The sequence below is a fragment of the Rhizobium sp. UGM030330-04 genome (genome assembly GCF_003208455.1).
Lineage (GTDB): Bacteria > Pseudomonadota > Alphaproteobacteria > Rhizobiales > Rhizobiaceae > Agrobacterium > Agrobacterium rhizogenes_A.
In genome coordinates this window covers 87,395-103,458 of the sequence record NZ_QKML01000003.1, presented here as the reverse complement: position 1 = coordinate 103,458, position 16,064 = coordinate 87,395, and the positions used below count along the sequence as shown (strand labels likewise).

Here is a 16,064-nt window from a genome sequence, read left to right as displayed (position 1 = left end):
CTTCACGGAACATGGATCGCAGGCGCTATGTCCGCTTTTCCATGTTCCCTGAGGCGATCTATAGCACTTTCCAGTGGCCAGAGCCTACAAACTTTCGCAGCTTGCTCCACTTTGCCGCAGATCCCATGGAAAGGCGATGATGCAGAAGGTCAACCACCTCTCGCAATAGCATGGAAGAAAGTGCCAGAGACGAAACCCCTTCTCCCACCCGACGGCCCGAGCGGACGGCCCTGGCCGTCGGCGATCTGGGCAAAAGGCTCATCATGGCCGGGATCGGTGACCCGCGCATAATGAAACTCATGGCCGCGCAGAACATTCCCCGCCACGCCAAGCGGACCACTTGCCGCGATCGTTGCCTGCCGGTAACCGAGATTCATCTTGCGCGTCGCAAAGCTGGTGGCATGCGACAGAAGCCCGGTCATGGCATGGGTCACCCCATCGGCATCTTCCAGCGCCTCGCCAAGCACCATGTAACCGCCGCACTCACCATGAACAGGCTTTGTCGCGGCAAAACGGGTAATGCCTGCCTTGAAACCGGCCGCATCCGCAAGTTTTCCGGCAAAAAGTTCGGGATACCCGCCCGGAAGCCAGCAGACATCGCAGCTCCCGTCCGGCACCTCATCAGCCAGCGGCGAGAACGGCACGATCTCGGCCCCGGCCGCATGCCAATGCTTCCTGAGATGCGGATAAAGGAAGGTGAAAGCCGCATCCTCCGCCAGCGCGATGCGCTGGCCTGGCGGTGCAATCGCCGCGCCCACCGAACCGGAAGACACATTCACCGGCGCGGCGAGTGAAAGCAAGGCGTCGAGATCGATGGATTTTTCCATCGCATCCGCCAGCCGTTCTATATGCGCATCGATTTCCGGGTGTTCGCTGGCCTGCACCAACCCCAGATGCCGCTCAGGCAGGATAAGCGAAGGATCGCGCAGGACGCAGCCGGCAACGGGCAGGCCAATTTTTTCGATGGCTTCCGTGCACAGTGTCCGGTGTCTTTCGCTGCCGGCCCGGTTCAGCACCACTGCCGCCATGGTGACATCAGGATCGTAATGGGCAAAACCATGGGCGACAGCGGCGGCCGTTTGCGACTGGCCCGACACATCCAATACCAGCAGCACGGGAATGCCGAACAGCCGCGCCAGATCCGCCGCCGAACCGGTGCGGTTTTCCGCCACCGGAATGCCGTCGAACAGGCCCATGGCGCTTTCGATCAGAACGAGTTCCGCATCCTCGGTCTGCTGCGAAAACAGATGCCGCAGCAAATCCGGCTGCATGGCCCAGCTATCCAGATTGAGACCGGGCGTGCCGGTGGCGAAGGTGTGGAAACCGGGATCGATATAATCCGGCCCCGTCTTGATGCCCCGCACCTTGATGCCCCGCCGGGCAAATGCCCTGAGAAGACCGATAGTGACGCTGGTCTTGCCCGACCCCGAGCGCGGTGCACCGATGATGATCGCCCGCGCCGTCATGATACTGAAACTCCAAGCCGTTCCCGCATCGAAACGATCTCGCCGATGACGATCAAAGCCGGGGCTTCGAAGTTTTCCCGCTTTGCATCGTCAGCTATGCTTTCCAGCTTGCCGATGAAAATTCGCTCCTGCTCAGTCGTCGCCGACATGATGACTGCAACCGGCGTAGCGCCTGAACGGCCACCCTGCATCAGAAGTGCAGCAATCGAGCCGATATTCTTCAGTCCCATGTAAACGACGATGGGTTCCTGTGTTTTCGCCAGCGCCAGCCAGTCAAGATCTTCTTCAGTGCCCGCCGCATGGCCGGTGGCGAGCGTCACGGCGCGGCTGATGCCACGCATGGTGGCCGGAATACGGGCAGAAGCAAGAGCCGCAAGCGAAGAGGTCATGCCCGGCAATATACGGAATGGAATGCCGGCGCGGACAAGCGCCTCCGCCTCTTCGCCACCGCGCCCGAAGATGAAGGGATCGCCACCCTTCAGCCGCAGCACCTTTTTGCCTCGGGCGGCGAAATCGATCAGCGACGCGGTAATGTCGTCCTGCGTCGCCGAAGGCTTGCCGCCGCGCTTGCCGGCGAAAACGATTTCGGCCTGAGGTCCAAGAGACACAACATCATCGCTCACCAATGCATCACGCACAATGACATCGGCTTGCGAAAGCGCCAGCGCCACTTCCAGCGTCAGATACCGCACATCGCCCGGCCCTGCGCCCGCGAGCCAGACGTGACCGGCCTCAAAGACCGGACCTTTTGCGGCAATGCTGTTTAAAATCTGCGGTATCGACATTTTCTTGGCTGCTTTTTAACGATGACGGAAAAAGCCGTCCCGGCTATAGGAATTCATATGGAAACGGATGGAAAGACCCTTCGCCGCGGCTGGACCACGGGCACCTGCGCGGCAGCCGCCACGAAGGCGGCCTGCGCCGCCCTTCTGACCGGCGAATTTCCTTATCCTGTCGAGGTCGAACTTCCAAGCGGCGCAAGGCCGGCATTTTCCCTCGCGACAGAGGAAAAAGGTGAAAACTTCGCCCGCGCCGGCGTCGTCAAGGATGCCGGAGACGATCCCGACGTCACCCATGGCGCCCTGATTGAAAGCACGGTCAGACGGGGAGAACCCGGAAGCGGCATCACCTTCAAGGCCGGCAAGGGCGTCGGCACCGTTACCCGGCCGGGCCTGCCGCTGCCGCCGGGAGAACCCGCCATCAACCCGGTGCCACGCAGGATGATCGAGACGGCCATTCGCGAAGTGGCGGGAACGGATGCCGATTTCGAAGTCGAGATTTCCGTTCGTGACGGAGAAAGACTGGCGGAAAAAACCCTGAATGGCAGGCTCGGCATTCTCGGCGGCATTTCCATTCTCGGCACCACCGGCGTCGTCATTCCCTTTTCCTGCTCGGCCTGGATTCACTCCATCTGGCGCGGCATCGATGTGGCGCGGGCAACCGGCTGCACCCACGTGCTGGGCGCGACCGGAAACACCTCCGAAAAGGCCGGGCAGGCGCTGTATGACCTGCCGGAAACCGCCCTGATCGACATGGGCGATTTCATCGGCGGCATGCTGAAATATCTGCGCAGCCACCCGGTCGAGCGGGTGACGATCGCCGGCGGCGTCGCCAAGATGACCAAGCTCGCCCAGGGCATGCTCGACGTGCATTCCAAGAAAGGCCTTGCCGACCTTGAAGCACTGGCGGCTTTGGCCACGGAGGCGGGAGGGGATGACAAACTCGCCATTGCCATCCGTCAGGCCAATATGGTCGCGCACGCCTTTCAGCTGGCCGAAAGCGCGGGAATAGACCTCGGGGCAACCGTTGCGGAAAAAGCCTGGGTAACCGCCGCGGCGGCGCTGAACACGCCGGCCATCGCGCTCGATATTGTGGTTTTCGATCGTCAGGGCGCGCTCAAGGGGCGCACCGCCTCCACACCGTCGCATCAGCTCGCCGCATCTTCTTTCGGAGAACGGAACCGGCGGACATAGTCGGTACTATAAAGCGCGCTCTCGCGAAAATCCGTCGAGGCAAGCCCGCGCCCGACAAAGATCAGCGCCGTGCGCTCCACCGGCTCGGCCGCAAGCCTGCCCTCAATATCGAACAGCGTGCCGCGAATGACCCGCTCATCCGGCCAGGAGGCGCGCACCACGATGGCAACGGGGCAATCGGACCCGTAAAGCGGCGTCAGCTCCTCCGCCACCCTGCCGATGGCATGGATTGCGAGGTGGATGGCGAGTGTCGTGCCCGTTGCGCCGAAAGCCTTCAGCGTCTCACCGTCAGGCATCTTCGATGCACGGCCGGAAATGCGGGTCAGCACAAGGCTCTGCGCCACTTCCGGCACCGTCAGCTCCCGCTGCAGGGTGGCGGCAGCGGCGGCGAAGGAGGGCACGCCGGGCGTGACGGTATAATCAAGCCCCAGCCGTTCCAGCCGGCGGATCTGCTCACCCATCGCGCTCCAGACGGAAAGATCGCCGGAATGCAGCCGCGCCACGTCCTTGCCTGCCTTTGCCGCCGCAACAAATTCCGCCTCGATTTCATCAAGCGAAAGTGCAGCCGTATCGACGATGCGGGCACCCGGCGGGCAATAATCGATCAAGGCCTTCGGAACCAGCGAACCGGCATAAAGACACACAGGGCAGGCAGCGATCAGATCGCGCCCACGCACCGTGATGAGATCTGCGGCACCCGGACCGGCGCCGATGAAATGAACCGTCATTCTTCTTCTCCGTATTCAATGGCGCAGTCGTTACCACGTGGCGCGTTGCCCGTCGTTGCGATAGCCACAGTTACATCACCGACGATGAGGCGGGGCGCAACCAGCCGTGCACCTGCTCCAGCTGCCGCAAGCGCCGAGGCTTCGCTGACGCTGGGCGTTCCGGCGTGATCGAGGCTGGCCTGTGAAAATGTCATCGTCTCGGCGGCAACTGCCTCGAGCCGTTCCTGCGTTACGATTTCAAGCGACAGCGACAGAGCTTTCGCCGCTTCCGCGAGGCCAACTTTCCCGGCCTTGAGCGGAGCAGTCGCCAAAGAGTCAACCTTCATGCCAGAGGCCTGCTCGGCGGCGCGTATGGCCGCGATGATCGCATCCGAAGCAGCACCTTTGCGGCAGCCTATACCAGCCACGGTCACCATGGCTTGACCCAGCTCCATTGCGTCACCGGCATGGCCGGACGCCAGCCGGACATGGAACCGACAGCCGTTACGCGAGAAACCTCCAGCCGGATCATCGAACCGCCAAACCGCGCATTCGCATCTAGCAAGACCGCCTCCATTTCCAGCGTCACCGCATTGGCGACCAGCCGACCGCCGGGTTTCAGCGCCTCCATGGCAGCCTCGAACACACCTGCTTCGCTGCCGCCACCACCAACGAAAATGGCATCCGGCGTGGGCAAGCCTTCAAAAGCTGCCGGGGCCACACCGATCATGACCTCCAGCCCCGGAACACCAAAAGCATCGGCATTGCGGGCGATCCGTTCCGCCCTTTCCGGATGTTGCTCTATGGCGATGGTGCGCAGCGAAGGATGCGACAGCATCCATTCGATGCCGATCGAGCCGGAGCCCGCGCCAATGTCCCACAGCAGTTCTCCACGCCGGGGCGCCAGCGAGGAGAGCGTCACCGCCCGGATTTCACGTTTGGTTATCTGCCCGTCATGTTCGAACAGGCTGTCATCGAGCCCTCGCGTGAACGGCAGGACACGCGCATCCTCATCCGCAACGACATCAATCGCCACCACATTCAGCGGGTCGATATCTTCAAAGGCAAAATCAGCCGCCCGGGCTTGCCGCCGCCTTTCACGCGCTCCGCCCAATGCCTCGAGCAGAATGAATTCCGACCGACCAAAACCGGACTCGGCAAGTAACCCCGCAATCAAAGCGGGGTCGCGCTCATCCGAGGTCAGCGCGATGATCCGCGCGCCGGGATGCAGATGCGGCCGCAAAAGATCGATGGAGCGCCCGTGCAGCGAAACGCATTCGGCCGATTGCAGCGCCCAGCCAAGCCGTGCCGCAGCCAGAGAAAAGGCGGAAGGCGAGGGATGGCAGACTGTCTCCTCCGATGGAATCCGCCGAAGAAGCGTAACACCGACACCGTAGTAGAATGGATCGCCGGAGGCGAGCACACACACCCGGCGGCCACGCAATGCGAGAACACCGCTCATCTCCACATCGAACGGCACCGGCCACGGGCGCGCCTCGCCCTGAATGGCCGCAGCCGCCAATTCCAGATGGCGTTTGCCACCAAAAACCACCTCGGCCGCTTCTATCGCCCGGAGTGCATTTTTACCGAGCCCTTCAAGCCCGTCCTCGCCTATGCCGACGATGGAAAGCCACGGCTCTTTTTTCTTTTCTGCGGCAGCGCTCTTTTCAGTAGAAGCTATCTTTTCAGTAGAAGCATTGCCCGTTCCGGAATATTCAGACGTCATGACACGCTCCATACTCATCCTTGGCGGTACGGCGGATGCCCGCATTCTGGCCGGCAGGCTGGCAGAGGACTCCGACTACCGAATTCTGTTGTCCATGGCGGGCCGCACGCTCTCGCCGGTGGAACAGCCGGTACCGATGCGCAGCGGCGGGTTTGGCGGAGCGGCGGGGCTGGCGGATTTCATCCGCTCCGAGGGCTTCGATATTCTGGTCGATGCCACCCATCCCTATGCGGCGAGAATTTCCGCCAACGCGGTTGAAGCGGCAAGGCTGGCCGACATTCCGCTCGTCGCGCTTTCGCGCCCCGCCTGGCAGCGCCAGCCGGGTGACAGGTGGCAGAGCGTCGAAACCATCAAACAGGCCGTTAACGTGCTCGGAGATGAAAGCAGGCGTGTATTTCTGGCTCTCGGCCGCCAGGAGCTTCTTCCCTTCGAAGCCGCACCCCGGCACAATTATCTCATCCGCAGCGTCGACCCCGTGGAGCCGCCGCTGAACGTACCGGATGCGCGCTACATCACCGCGCGCGGCCCCTTTGCGCTGGATGACGAAATCCGCATGCTGGAGGAAAACCGCATCGAGACGGTGGTTTCCAAGAATTCCGGTGGCAGCGCCAGTTACGGCAAGATCGAAGCGGCGAGACGGCTTGGCCTGCCGGTCATCATGATCGAGCGGCCGCAACCTCTCGGTGACGCGCCCCTGAAGGGCGCGACGGTGCCGGACATAGCGTCTGCGCTCACCGCCATCCGCCATCAGCTCTCCCTTTTCGAAAACCGCGGCGAATAGACGATCGGTTCCTTACCGGAACGCTCGATCAGACGGGTTTCCACCGAACCGACGATGATGCAGGTGGCCATATCAGCCATATCGCTCGATGCTTCCGACAGGGGCACGACCCGAATGCGCTCATCCGCCCGGCCTGCGGCGCGACCGAAGATCACCGGCACCGATCCGGGCAGATGCGCGCGCAAAAGATCAAAAGCAGTGCCGAGCTGGTGCGGCCGCGCCTTGCTAACGGGGTTGTAGAAAGCCATCACGAATCCGGCTTCCGCCGCCGCGATCAGTCGCTTTTCAATGATGCCCCAGGGCTTGAGATTATCCGACAGCGAAATGGCGCAGAAATCATGACCCAGCGGAGCGCCGGCCTTTGCGGCAACCGCCAGCATGGCGGTCACACCCGGTACGACGGAAAAATCGATCTCGCGCCATTCGGATGGGCCATTTTCAATCGCCTCGCAAATGGCCGCCGCCATGGCGAAAACGCCGGGGTCGCCGCCGGAAACCACGCAGACCTTGCCACCTTCGGCCGCAAGCCGCAGCGCCTGTTCGGCGCGGGAAATTTCCTCACGGTTATCGGAGGCATGGCGGCGCTGGTGGGGACCAAGCGACAGGCGGTCGAGATAAGGAATGTAACCGAAGAAATCTTCCGAAACCTCGACGGCAGCCAGCGCTTCCGGCGTTACCTGCGCTGTACTGCCGGGACCGAGGCCGACGACGACGAGCCTGCCGGTCATGATTTTTCACCTGTAGAGGGTCTGGTTTTCCAGCCAGGCACCAGAACCAGCGAAAAATAGGGGGCGGGCGATGCGTCACGCTCGATAAGCGGCACCGCATGGCTGTTTACCATGGTGCCGCGCTCCACATAAAGCGCCTCGCTAAGCTTGCCGGCCTTTTCCAGCGCCCGGCGGATTTTCGGCAGGTTGCGCCCGACTTTCATGATCACGGCTCCATCCGTGCCGGAAAGACGTTCCGCGAGAATATCTTCCGCCAGCGTTCCGGGGAGCACGCTCAATATGTCGTCGCCCTGCACCAGCGGCAGCCCAGCCATGGACCAGCAGCCGGACATGGCGGTGATACCCGCGACCACCTCTGCATCATAGGACGGCGAAAGCCGCAAATGAAGGTGCATATAGGATCCGTAAAACAGCGGATCGCCTTCCGAAAGCACGGCCACATTGCGCCCGGCCTCGAGATGGGCGGCGATGTCTTTCGCCGACTGATCAAAGAATGCGGCGATCGCGCCGCGATAATCCTCGCCGTTCTTGTCGCTTTCGACGGTCACCGGATAGACCAGCGGCATTTCCAGCGTACCGGGGCGGATAAAGGCTTCGACAATACCGCGACCATTACCGCTGCCGCCCTTTTTGCAGAAAAAGGCAAGCACATCGGCATTTTCGATGGCGCGCACCGCTTTCAGCGTCAGAAGCTCGGGATCGCCGGGCCCGGTGCCGACACCGATCAGTTTACCCTTGGCATGTTCAAAAAGAGCCGCACTCACAGGCCTGCCCTCGCAACCGCATTGATGGCGGCGGCCGTCATGGCCGAACCGCCCATGCGCCCCTTGACGATGGCATAGGGAATGCCGAGCGCGCTTGCCTCCAGCGCATCCTTCGATTCCGCCGCGCCGACGAAGCCAACGGGCATGCCAATGATGGCGGCCGGACGCGGCGCACCCTTTTCCAGCATCTCGAGAAGATAAAACAGCGCCGTCGGCGCATTGCCGATGGCCACCAGAGCGCCATCCAGATGATCCGCCCAGAGATCGAGTGCGGCGGCAGAACGCGTATTGCCGATCTTTTTCGCAAGCTCCGGTGTGCGTGGATCACGCAACGTGCAGATGACGGCATTGTCAGCCGGAAGCCGGGCGTGGGTCACACCATGGGCAACCATTTGCGCATCACAGAGGATGGGTTTTCCGGCCAGCAACGCACCCCGTGCAGCGGCAACGAAGTCAGCCGAGAAACGGAAATGGCTGGCCGCTTCCACCTGCCCGCAAGCGTGGATCATGCGAATGGCGATATCCGCCTGCTCTTCGGTAAAGGCGGATAAATCCGCTTCTTCACGGATAATGGCAAAGGAGCGCTCATAGATCGCATTGCCATCGCGAATATAGTCATAGTCGGTCATCGGTCATCCTGTCGAAGCGCCGCACCGATTGCTTGCCCGCCCAGACGGGCGAGCAGGGTGGCGCCGTTTTCCCCGGGCTTATGTTCTTTTTCGTAAAGACGGGCAAGCCGCGAAAGCGCCGTCCTCTGCTGTGCGAAAGGTAAAATCCCGTCAGGCGGCTCGCCGGCGCGGCCGGAAACGGAAAAGGCGATACCATCGGCCGTGCCGCAAAAGGCCAGAAGCGACGGAGCGGGGTGCGCGCAACCTTTGCCACAGCCGGAAATATGCAGCGTGAAAGAACCGTCGAGCAATGAAGCGCATTCCCGGGAGGCAAAGGCGGCCAGTTCATGGGTGGGAAGAAAAGCCGATGCACAGCCCGGCGCGCCGGGACAGACGGCAATGGAAGATCGCGCATCGCCGGCCTCGGTAACGAAACCACTTGTCCCTGCAGCCTCAAGCAACGCATCGCAAGCAGATTTCGATCCGAAAAATAGCATGCTATGGTTTGGTGATGGCCGCAAGACCCTGATGTCGAGCATATCTGCCTCCTGGCAGAGACGCGATAAATCCGAGCCTCGAACCTGTCCGAAGGCAGGCGCGACACCGGCGGCAAAAAGACCCATGCCCGCCGCCATCAATCCCAGCAGCGAAGAAGGTGCCTGGACGGCCTCGCTCTTTATCACCCGATCCAGCAGCCGATCACCACAAACCGATTTGATGATCGAAGCGTCCAGATCGCGGCCACGGGCGAGCGGCCCCTTGCCGGCGAGATAAAGGAGAAGCGACAGGACGACATCCGCTGCCGCATCCGTTTCGACCAATCCCGCATTCAGCGCCTTGCTTTCCGGCCCACCGACAAGCAATTGCCAGAAAATCTGGCTGCCCAGCCGGATCGCTTTCAGGCGAATATCTGCGAGTAATTCCCCCATGGAGAGATATCCGCCGCCATCGATGATGATGGAAATCTTGGCGGCGAGCTTTTCATGAAGAGCGAGCCGGTGGGCCTCTTTCCGAATCTGGTCGGCAAGAAAACGGCCATCGGCGATTTCCACATCGTCCCGGCCGGCAAGAGGCGAAGTCTCGACCGCCAGCCCTTCGCGCAGCGGCAGGCCAAGCGCCAGCACATCCTTTTCCAAGGCGCATGCGCTTTCCGGCGTCAGGCCACGGAACTGGAGGCTGCCGCGTGCGGTGATGTCGAGCAGCCCATTGCCGTGCCGCTCGGCGAGATCACAAAGTGTCACCATCATACGGGGCGAGATATCCGCCTCGAAAGCTACTCGCGACAGAAAACCATCGCCGGTCCGCATGGGTGCCGAGAGCGCCGGGCAAAGACCGCGGCGACCGAATGGCTGAACGGGATCGGCAGCAGCAGCCATCATGCGCCCACCCTTTCGGAACGGGGCATGATCAGCATTTCAAGCTCCGCATCCACCGCATTTCGCCGGCTGTGCCACAGGCCGCGACGGCGGGCGGACAGGAAACGTTCGGCCATCACCTGTGCTGCCTTCGGATTTTCCCGCAGGATGAAATCGCGCACCTCCTCATTGCCGAAATAGGCATCATAAAGCGCCTCTATCAGCGAAGAGGAAACCACATGGGTGGTTTCGGCAAAACCAACGAGCCTATCCACCGTTTCGGCAAATTCCGCCGCTCCGCGTGGGCCATGCCGCATTTGGCCGGCAATGAAGCGCGGGTTGACGGCGCGTGCGCGCGCTACCCGCGTCAGCGCCTGCGTCATCGACCTTGCACGCGGGCGTGCCGGATCGGTCGTATCCAGCGCTACAATATCGGCTACACCACCCAATGCTGCCTTCGCAGCAGAAAAGCCGCCGATGAAGGCCACATCGGAAGAACCGTCAAGAAGATCACGGCCGGGGTCGTCGCCGGTATGGACAAGGAGATCGGCCCGACGTACCAGCTCCACAAAACCGGCATCTTCAAAAATCTCCAGCCCGTCAGCACCGCCGAAAGCATGGCTTGCCGCATCGAGATAGGCCTGCCCCAGTTCCTCGCGTTCGTCCCATTTTCCGCTGGCGAGTTTTTCCTCGATACCCGCGCCATAGGTGCCAGGCGCGGAGCCGAAGATGCGCGCCGGAACATGCCCGAGCGCGGCCGCCTCTTCCGCCAGCGGATTGTCGCCCGGCGCCTCATCCCGCCGCGCCACGGCCTTGGCAGCCGTATCAAGCAGCGCGATCAGTGCCGGAAACATGTCGCGAAACAGGCCGGAAATGCGAAAGGTGACATCGACCCGCGGCCGCCCGAAGCTCGCCGGCGGCAGAACCTCGATGCCGGTAACGCGGCCAGTCGCCGGGTCATGGATCGGCCTTGCGCCCATCAGATGCAGCGCCTGCGCCACATCCTCACCGCCATTGCGGAGACTCGCACTGCCCCAGAGATCAAAAACCAGATGTTTCGGCCAGTCGCCATGGCTTTGCAGATGATGGCGCAGCACCTCCTCACCCGCCATGCGACCCAACTCGAAAGCCGTCGGCGTCGGCATGGTGCGCGGATCGGCAGCATAAAAATTACGCCCGGTGGGCAGCACGTCGAGCCTTCCGCGCGCGGGTGCGCCGGAAGGGCCGGGGGGGATGTGACAACCGTCGAGCGCGGCAAGCAGCGCGGCTTTCTCCGCCTTCGCGCTTTCAAGCCTCAACGGATCGGCCTCGCCTTCCGGGCAGCGGCCGAAAATATGTTGACCATCCTTGATGGCGAAATCCTTGAGGTCGCAGAGAAAGGCGTCGATGCGCGACAAAGCCGCATCGGCATCGTCCTTCGCACCCACGCCCGCCTCTGCCGCAAGCCCGGTTTCCAGCGCCTTTTCAACGATCAGTTTCGCCAGCCGATCGCGGCGGCGGCGATCCAGCCCATCGGCCTGCGCATATTCGTCAACCAGTTGTTCCAGAGCCGATTGTTCCGGCGAGAGCCCGGCATTGACCAGCACCGGCGGAACATGGCCGATGGTCACAGCCGCAATCCGCCGTTTTGCCACCGCCGCCTCGCCGGGATTGGAGACGATAAAGGGATAGACCACCGGCAGCGGACCGGTGACGATTTCGGGAAAACAATCGCGCGAAAGCGCCACCGTCTTGCCCGGCAGCCATTCCAGCGTGCCATGCGCGCCGACATGCACGATGGCGTGTGCAGCCGCTACCCGCTGCATCCATGTGCCGAAAGCGACAAGCGCGTGACGCGGCGGCAGGGCAGGATCGTGGTAATCCACCCGCCGATCCTCATTGCGACCCCGGTCCGGCGCAAGCGCCACGAAAACATTGCCAAAGCGGGCAACGCGAAAGCGGAATGCGCCATCAACAAGCACATCGTCACTTTCCGCAGTTCCCCATGTTGCATTCAGGGCAGTTGCGGCAGCGGCCGGCAATGCGGTCAGGAAATCGCGATAGTCAGAAAGATCGACCGTCGCTTCCTGCTGTTCAACGCAGTCGAGCAACGCTCGCGCCGTGTCTGGAATATCCGACACCGCATATCCTGCATCAGCAAGATCGCGCAGCATTTCAAGCACGCTTTGCGGCACATCCAGACCGACGGCATAACCCGTGCGCCCCGGTGCCGCACCCGGATAATCCGGCATCAGAATGACGATACGGCGATCCTGCGGCGGCGCCTGTTTCAATCGCAGAAAGGCCGCGATGCGCTTCGCCACCTGTTCGATACGATCCGCCTCCGGCACATTCAGCAGGCTGCCACCGCCATCCGCCCGCACCTGCTTGAACGAAATCGCCCCGGCGAGAATCCGGCCATCCAGTTCCGGCAGAACCACATGCATGGCAAGATCGGAGGGGTTGAGGCCACGCGCATTTTCCGCCCAGCCATCACGCCGGGTGGTCGCCATCACCACCTGAAAAACAGGGACACCGAGACGGTCAAACAGCGTCCGTCCGTCCTCATCCGTCTGGCTGGCGAAAGCGGTCGCAGCAATGATGGCCGCAGGCTGCAGGTCAGGCAACACACTTTCGAGAAAACGGATCGCTTCCCCGTCCTTCAGGCCGCTGACGAAAATCGGCAGTGGCGCAAAACCGTGCCCGGAAAGTGCGTGGAAGAGCGCATCCACGGGTGCTGCATCAGCCGCCAGCAGCATGGAGCGATAAAAGAGAATGGGCAGTATGACTGCATCGGCTGGAAAATCGGCAAGGGCTTCCGCTTGACTGACAACACCCTGCCCGGGCCGGTAAAATCCGGCCTTCGGCAGAGGCTCGGCCTCGATATCCGGCCACGCGCCATCCTTTGCCAGAGCCGCAAGACCAGTTGCAAGGCTGCCCATATTCGCCTTTCCCCCTTCACGGAAAAAGGAAAGGGCAGAGGCCAGTATCTGCCTGTCCACGGTCGAGGCCGCTTCGAGCTTTTCGTCCCTGTCGCTGCATTCGCCCGGCAATAGCAGAAGCTTGATGCCGCGCCGTCGGGCCATCATGGCAAGCTGATCGACACCATAGCGCCATCGATCCGCTCCACCGAGAATCCGGATAAGGATAACGCGGGCGCGCTCCGCCGTCTTTTCGATCCAGAGATCGACCGACATGGGATGCCGAAGCTCGGAGAGGTTGGCGGCGGAGAGCGACGGGAGAACATCGCCAGCCTGCCGCCACGCCCTTTCCAGCCCGGCAAGATCGCTTGCCGAAAAAGACAGCATCACCACATCCGAACGGGGCTGGTTGAGATCAACCGGCTCGATCAGATCGTCCAGGGACGAGGATGTGGTGGCGAGAATATGCATCTAAGGCATTCCCAGTAAAAGTCCGTAGCGGTCAGGCGGCCAGCATCTGCTCGATCTTTTCGCGGTTGATGCCCTTTTCACCAATGATAACGAGCCGGCTGCGGCGTTCCTCACCCGCCGCCCATGGGCGGTCATAATAATGATTGACGCGGCTGCCGACAGCCTGCACCTGCAGGCGCATCGGCTTTGCGGAAACTTCGATGAAACCCTTGATGCGCAGGACATTTTCCGCAGCCGCCGTCTCGGCGATGCGGGCTGCCAGCGCCTCCGGGTCGCTCACGGCCGGCAGGTCGATGACGAAGCTGTCGAAATCGTCGTGTTCATGGTCGAACGCGCCATCGTGATGGGTACGGCGGTTTTCGATATCCTCTTCCACCGCAAGGCCAAGGCCGATCAGCACGGCAGGATCGATGGCGCCATTCGACGCGACAACGATCTTCGCCGCCCTTGGCAGGTGTTCGAGCACATGAGCCTTCGCCTTCTCGAGACCGGCATCGTCAAGAAGATCGGCCTTGGTCAGCACGATAAGATCGGCGCAGGCGACCTGATCCTCGAAAACTTCCTCTACCGGATCATCGTGATCGAGCGCCTCGTCATTGGCCCGCTGGGCGGCAAGTGCTTCCATATCGTGGGCAACCTGTCCCTCGGCAAGGGCTGCGCCATCCACCACGGCCACCACGGCATCCACCGTCACGCGGCTCTTGATCGCCGGCCACTGGAAGGCCTGCACCAGCGGCTTCGGCAGGGCGAGACCCGACGTTTCGATGAGGATATGCTCCACCTTCGGCTGGCGGCTAAGGATTTGTTCGATAGCGGGCTGGAAATCATCCGCCACCGTGCAGCAGATGCAGCCATTGGCCAGTTCGACGATGTTTTCTTCCGGGCAGCTTTCAATACCGCAGCCCTTGAGAATTTCGCCATCGATGCCGATATCGCCGAATTCATTGACGATGATGGCGAGCCGCTTGCCATCCAGCTTTTCGAGCAGGCCGCGCAGCAGCGTGGTTTTTCCGGCCCCCAGAAAGCCGGTGACGATGGTGCAGGGAACGCGGTCCAGAAGGGTGCTCATAATCTCTCCTCGGTAAAATCGAATGGGGGAATGCGCGCCACCATGCCGCGCTTTAACGGTTCGGGGCGGCCGCGCCAGGGCATCAGGCCATCGGGGGCGGCGGCCAGCAGCCTTGCGCCAGTCAGCAGGTCTTCAGCGTCACCGGGTGTCAGGCCGCCGAACACATAGGACCAGCCATCGGCGCTGCGCAGAACGGCGCTGAGGCCACGCTTGCAATTGGCGAGGCAATTGACGGAACGGACGGCAATTCCGAATTCCTCCGCCTTCGCGATGGTGGCATCGGCAAGACGCGAACCGGGACGCGGTTCGGCATTCGGATCGGCGTCATCGCGACAGCTTCGGCAAACGAAGACAGTCACGCCGGATGCTGTTTCATCCTGTGTGTTTCCGCCTGCGCCTGCAGATGTCGCTGAAATATCCAAACCGTCCCGCTTCCCGCGCCATTAAAAAAATATTCGGGGGTGCGGATATCGAAAACGGCACGCGGACAGGCGCAAACCGGCTGTTCGATCTGACCGACTGACCGGAGCACCCCGCCCGGCAGACGTTTTTTCCTGAAACGGCAGGTCTCCTGGCTTGCGGCTCGATCAACACCCGGACACCGCCTTCCCGAACCCATCTTCAAAGGTCCAGTGGCTTTACGGTGCGGGCTTACCGCTTACAGTTGCGGGGGCAGCCACGGAGTAACCCATTTTCCGGGTGGAACCGTGTTCCCTCTTAGCTTTTCCCGTTGCCGGGAAAAGACCGTCAGTTCGTTACCCTTAGGCCGAACGGACGTAAGGGTCAATGCCGGGGGCCTGCGGCCGGCACATTGCCGGGTGCGGCAAATTGGGTATAGTCGCCGCTCCGAATGGCGGGCACACCGGTTCCCGCGCAGCTGGATAAGAAGGAACATGCGATGACACGCGACATCAGCGACAGCGAAGCCGAACGCCACCGGCAGAAAATGGTCAACCGCAAGACGGTACAGGATGCCGAAGTCGCGGCAAAAACCATCGAAAAAGGCCTGCTGATGGTCAATACCGGCCCCGGCAAGGGCAAGTCCACGGCTGCTTTCGGCCTTGCGCTACGCATGCTCGGCACCGGGCGGCGGGTCGGCGTCGTGCAGTTCATCAAGGGCGCATGGTCGACGGGCGAACAGCAGGCCCTGACGCTGTTCGGCGACAAGGTTGTCTGGCGCACCATGGGCGAGGGTTTCACGTGGGACACGCAGGATCTGAAGCGCGATGTTGCCGCAGCCACGAAGGCCTGGGAAGAAGCCAAGGCCCTGATGGCCGACGAAACCATCGGCCTCCTGATCCTCGACGAACTGAACATCGCGCTACGTTACGACTACCTGCCGCTGGAAGACGTCGTTGAAACCCTGTCCAGTCGCAGGCCCGATCTGCATGTCATCGTCACCGGTCGCAATGCCAAGCAACCACTGATCGACGCCGCCGATATGGTGACGGAGATGACGCTGGTGAAACATCACTTCAAGGCGGGTGTGAAGGCGCAGGCCGGGATAGAATTCTGA

16 protein-coding genes and 1 riboswitch are annotated in these 16,064 nt (G+C 61.9%); of the genes, 4 read left to right on the top strand and 12 right to left on the bottom strand.

The features are described 5' to 3' along the window. Positions 1-149 precede the first annotated feature (149 nt). Together N434_RS05670 and cobA are read right to left on the bottom strand one after the other, a co-directional pair. Positions 150-1,466, bottom strand: coding sequence for a cobyrinic acid a,c-diamide synthase CobB (locus N434_RS05670; RefSeq protein WP_110756594.1), 1,317 nt, complete (start codon positions 1,464-1,466; stop codon positions 150-152). Further along, on the bottom strand, positions 1,463-2,251 hold the full coding sequence (cobA, locus tag N434_RS05665) for a uroporphyrinogen-III C-methyltransferase (protein ID WP_110756592.1): 789 nt from the start codon (positions 2,249-2,251) through the stop codon (positions 1,463-1,465). The genes N434_RS05670 and cobA overlap by 4 nt, the downstream gene beginning before the upstream one ends. A 57-nt stretch (positions 2,252-2,308) precedes the next feature. Between cobA and N434_RS05660 the strand changes: the two genes are divergently transcribed. Further along, on the top strand, positions 2,309-3,439 hold the full coding sequence (locus N434_RS05660; RefSeq protein WP_181423887.1) for a cobalt-precorrin-5B (C(1))-methyltransferase: 1,131 nt from the start codon (positions 2,309-2,311) through the stop codon (positions 3,437-3,439). Here N434_RS05660 and cobM read toward each other — a convergent pair. The 3 genes from cobM to cbiE are packed head-to-tail and all read right to left on the bottom strand — an operon-like array spanning position 3,394 to position 5,872. Beyond that, positions 3,394-4,167 carry a precorrin-4 C(11)-methyltransferase gene (gene cobM, locus N434_RS05655; protein ID WP_110756590.1) on the bottom strand — a complete coding sequence of 258 codons (774 nt, stop codon included), beginning with the start codon at positions 4,165-4,167 and terminating at the stop codon, positions 3,394-3,396. The two genes, N434_RS05660 and cobM, sit on opposite strands and share 46 nt — an antisense overlap. Further along, positions 4,164-4,583 (bottom strand): cobalamin biosynthesis protein, encoded by a 420-nt coding sequence (locus tag N434_RS05650; RefSeq protein WP_181423901.1) that lies wholly within the window; start codon positions 4,581-4,583, stop codon positions 4,164-4,166. The genes cobM and N434_RS05650 overlap by 4 nt, the downstream gene beginning before the upstream one ends. After that, positions 4,577-5,872: a precorrin-6y C5,15-methyltransferase (decarboxylating) subunit CbiE gene (cbiE, locus tag N434_RS05645; protein WP_110756586.1), complete on the bottom strand. Its 1,296-nt coding sequence runs from the start codon at positions 5,870-5,872 to the stop codon at positions 4,577-4,579. The genes N434_RS05650 and cbiE overlap by 7 nt, the downstream gene beginning before the upstream one ends. On the opposite strand from cbiE, the gene N434_RS05640 reads away from it, so the two are divergent. Next, positions 5,871-6,653, top strand: coding sequence for a cobalt-precorrin-6A reductase (locus tag N434_RS05640; protein WP_110756584.1), 783 nt, complete (start codon positions 5,871-5,873; stop codon positions 6,651-6,653). The genes cbiE and N434_RS05640 overlap by 2 nt on opposite strands. Here N434_RS05640 and N434_RS05635 read toward each other — a convergent pair. The 7 genes from N434_RS05635 to N434_RS05605 are packed head-to-tail and all read right to left on the bottom strand — an operon-like array spanning position 6,620 to position 14,970. Continuing rightward, the gene (locus N434_RS05635) at positions 6,620-7,381 is read right to left on the bottom strand and encodes a precorrin-3B C(17)-methyltransferase (protein ID WP_110756582.1); all 762 of its coding nucleotides are present in this window, start codon (positions 7,379-7,381) and stop codon (positions 6,620-6,622) included. The genes N434_RS05640 and N434_RS05635 overlap by 34 nt on opposite strands. Next, a complete protein-coding gene (locus tag N434_RS05630) occupies positions 7,378-8,145 on the bottom strand; it encodes a precorrin-2 C(20)-methyltransferase (RefSeq protein ID WP_110756581.1) in 768 nt (255 codons plus the stop codon). Before N434_RS05630 ends, N434_RS05635 begins: the two co-directional genes overlap by 4 nt. Beyond that, a complete protein-coding gene (locus N434_RS05625) occupies positions 8,142-8,774 on the bottom strand; it encodes a precorrin-8X methylmutase (RefSeq protein ID WP_065114402.1) in 633 nt (210 codons plus the stop codon). The genes N434_RS05630 and N434_RS05625 overlap by 4 nt, the downstream gene beginning before the upstream one ends. Next, positions 8,771-10,129, bottom strand: coding sequence for a precorrin-3B synthase (cobG, locus tag N434_RS05620; RefSeq protein WP_110756842.1), 1,359 nt, complete (start codon positions 10,127-10,129; stop codon positions 8,771-8,773). Before cobG ends, N434_RS05625 begins: the two co-directional genes overlap by 4 nt. Beyond that, a complete protein-coding gene (cobN, locus tag N434_RS05615) occupies positions 10,129-13,479 on the bottom strand; it encodes a cobaltochelatase subunit CobN (protein ID WP_110756579.1) in 3,351 nt (1,116 codons plus the stop codon). Before cobN ends, cobG begins: the two co-directional genes overlap by 1 nt. Positions 13,480-13,510: 31 nt before the next feature. Further along, complete coding sequence (cobW, locus tag N434_RS05610; RefSeq protein WP_065114404.1) at positions 13,511-14,548, bottom strand: cobalamin biosynthesis protein CobW; 1,038 nt, start codon at positions 14,546-14,548, stop codon at positions 13,511-13,513. Beyond that, positions 14,545-14,970 (bottom strand): DUF1636 family protein, encoded by a 426-nt coding sequence (locus N434_RS05605; protein ID WP_110756577.1) that lies wholly within the window; start codon positions 14,968-14,970, stop codon positions 14,545-14,547. The genes cobW and N434_RS05605 overlap by 4 nt, the downstream gene beginning before the upstream one ends. Between N434_RS05605 and N434_RS25710 the strand changes: the two genes are divergently transcribed. Continuing rightward, positions 14,913-15,071 (top strand): hypothetical protein, encoded by a 159-nt coding sequence (locus N434_RS25710; RefSeq protein WP_181423903.1) that lies wholly within the window; start codon positions 14,913-14,915, stop codon positions 15,069-15,071. The two genes, N434_RS05605 and N434_RS25710, sit on opposite strands and share 58 nt — an antisense overlap. Before the next feature lie 21 nt (positions 15,072-15,092). Next, positions 15,093-15,312, bottom strand: a riboswitch (cobalamin riboswitch). Positions 15,313-15,446: 134 nt separating this feature from the next. Beyond that, positions 15,447-16,064, top strand: coding sequence for a cob(I)yrinic acid a,c-diamide adenosyltransferase (gene cobO / locus N434_RS05600; RefSeq protein ID WP_065114406.1), 618 nt, complete (start codon positions 15,447-15,449; stop codon positions 16,062-16,064).

What these genes read in the sequence shown, in the direction of transcription:
- N434_RS05670 (WP_110756594.1), bottom strand. Translation starts at nt 1,466, where the DNA reads ATGACGGCGCGGGCGATCATCATCGGTGCACCGCGCTCGGGGTCGGGC.
- cobA (WP_110756592.1), bottom strand. Translation starts at nt 2,251, where the DNA reads ATGTCGATACCGCAGATTTTAAACAGCATTGCCGCAAAAGGTCCGGTC.
- N434_RS05660 (WP_181423887.1), top strand. Translation starts at nt 2,309, where the DNA reads ATGGAAACGGATGGAAAGACCCTTCGCCGCGGCTGGACCACGGGCACC.
- cobM (WP_110756590.1), bottom strand. Translation starts at nt 4,167, where the DNA reads ATGACGGTTCATTTCATCGGCGCCGGTCCGGGTGCCGCAGATCTCATC.
- N434_RS05650 (WP_181423901.1), bottom strand. Translation starts at nt 4,583, where the DNA reads ATGGTGACCGTGGCTGGTATAGGCTGCCGCAAAGGTGCTGCTTCGGAT.
- N434_RS05640 (WP_110756584.1), top strand. Translation starts at nt 5,871, where the DNA reads ATGACACGCTCCATACTCATCCTTGGCGGTACGGCGGATGCCCGCATT.
- cbiE (WP_110756586.1), bottom strand. Translation starts at nt 5,872, where the DNA reads ATGACGTCTGAATATTCCGGAACGGGCAATGCTTCTACTGAAAAGATA.
- N434_RS05635 (WP_110756582.1), bottom strand. Translation starts at nt 7,381, where the DNA reads ATGACCGGCAGGCTCGTCGTCGTCGGCCTCGGTCCCGGCAGTACAGCG.
- N434_RS05625 (WP_065114402.1), bottom strand. Translation starts at nt 8,774, where the DNA reads ATGACCGACTATGACTATATTCGCGATGGCAATGCGATCTATGAGCGC.
- cobG (WP_110756842.1), bottom strand. Translation starts at nt 10,129, where the DNA reads ATGGCTGCTGCTGCCGATCCCGTTCAGCCATTCGGTCGCCGCGGTCTT.
- cobN (WP_110756579.1), bottom strand. Translation starts at nt 13,479, where the DNA reads ATGCATATTCTCGCCACCACATCCTCGTCCCTGGACGATCTGATCGAG.
- cobW (WP_065114404.1), bottom strand. Translation starts at nt 14,548, where the DNA reads ATGAGCACCCTTCTGGACCGCGTTCCCTGCACCATCGTCACCGGCTTT.
- N434_RS25710 (WP_181423903.1), top strand. Translation starts at nt 14,913, where the DNA reads ATGCTGTTTCATCCTGTGTGTTTCCGCCTGCGCCTGCAGATGTCGCTG.
- cobO (WP_065114406.1), top strand. Translation starts at nt 15,447, where the DNA reads ATGACACGCGACATCAGCGACAGCGAAGCCGAACGCCACCGGCAGAAA.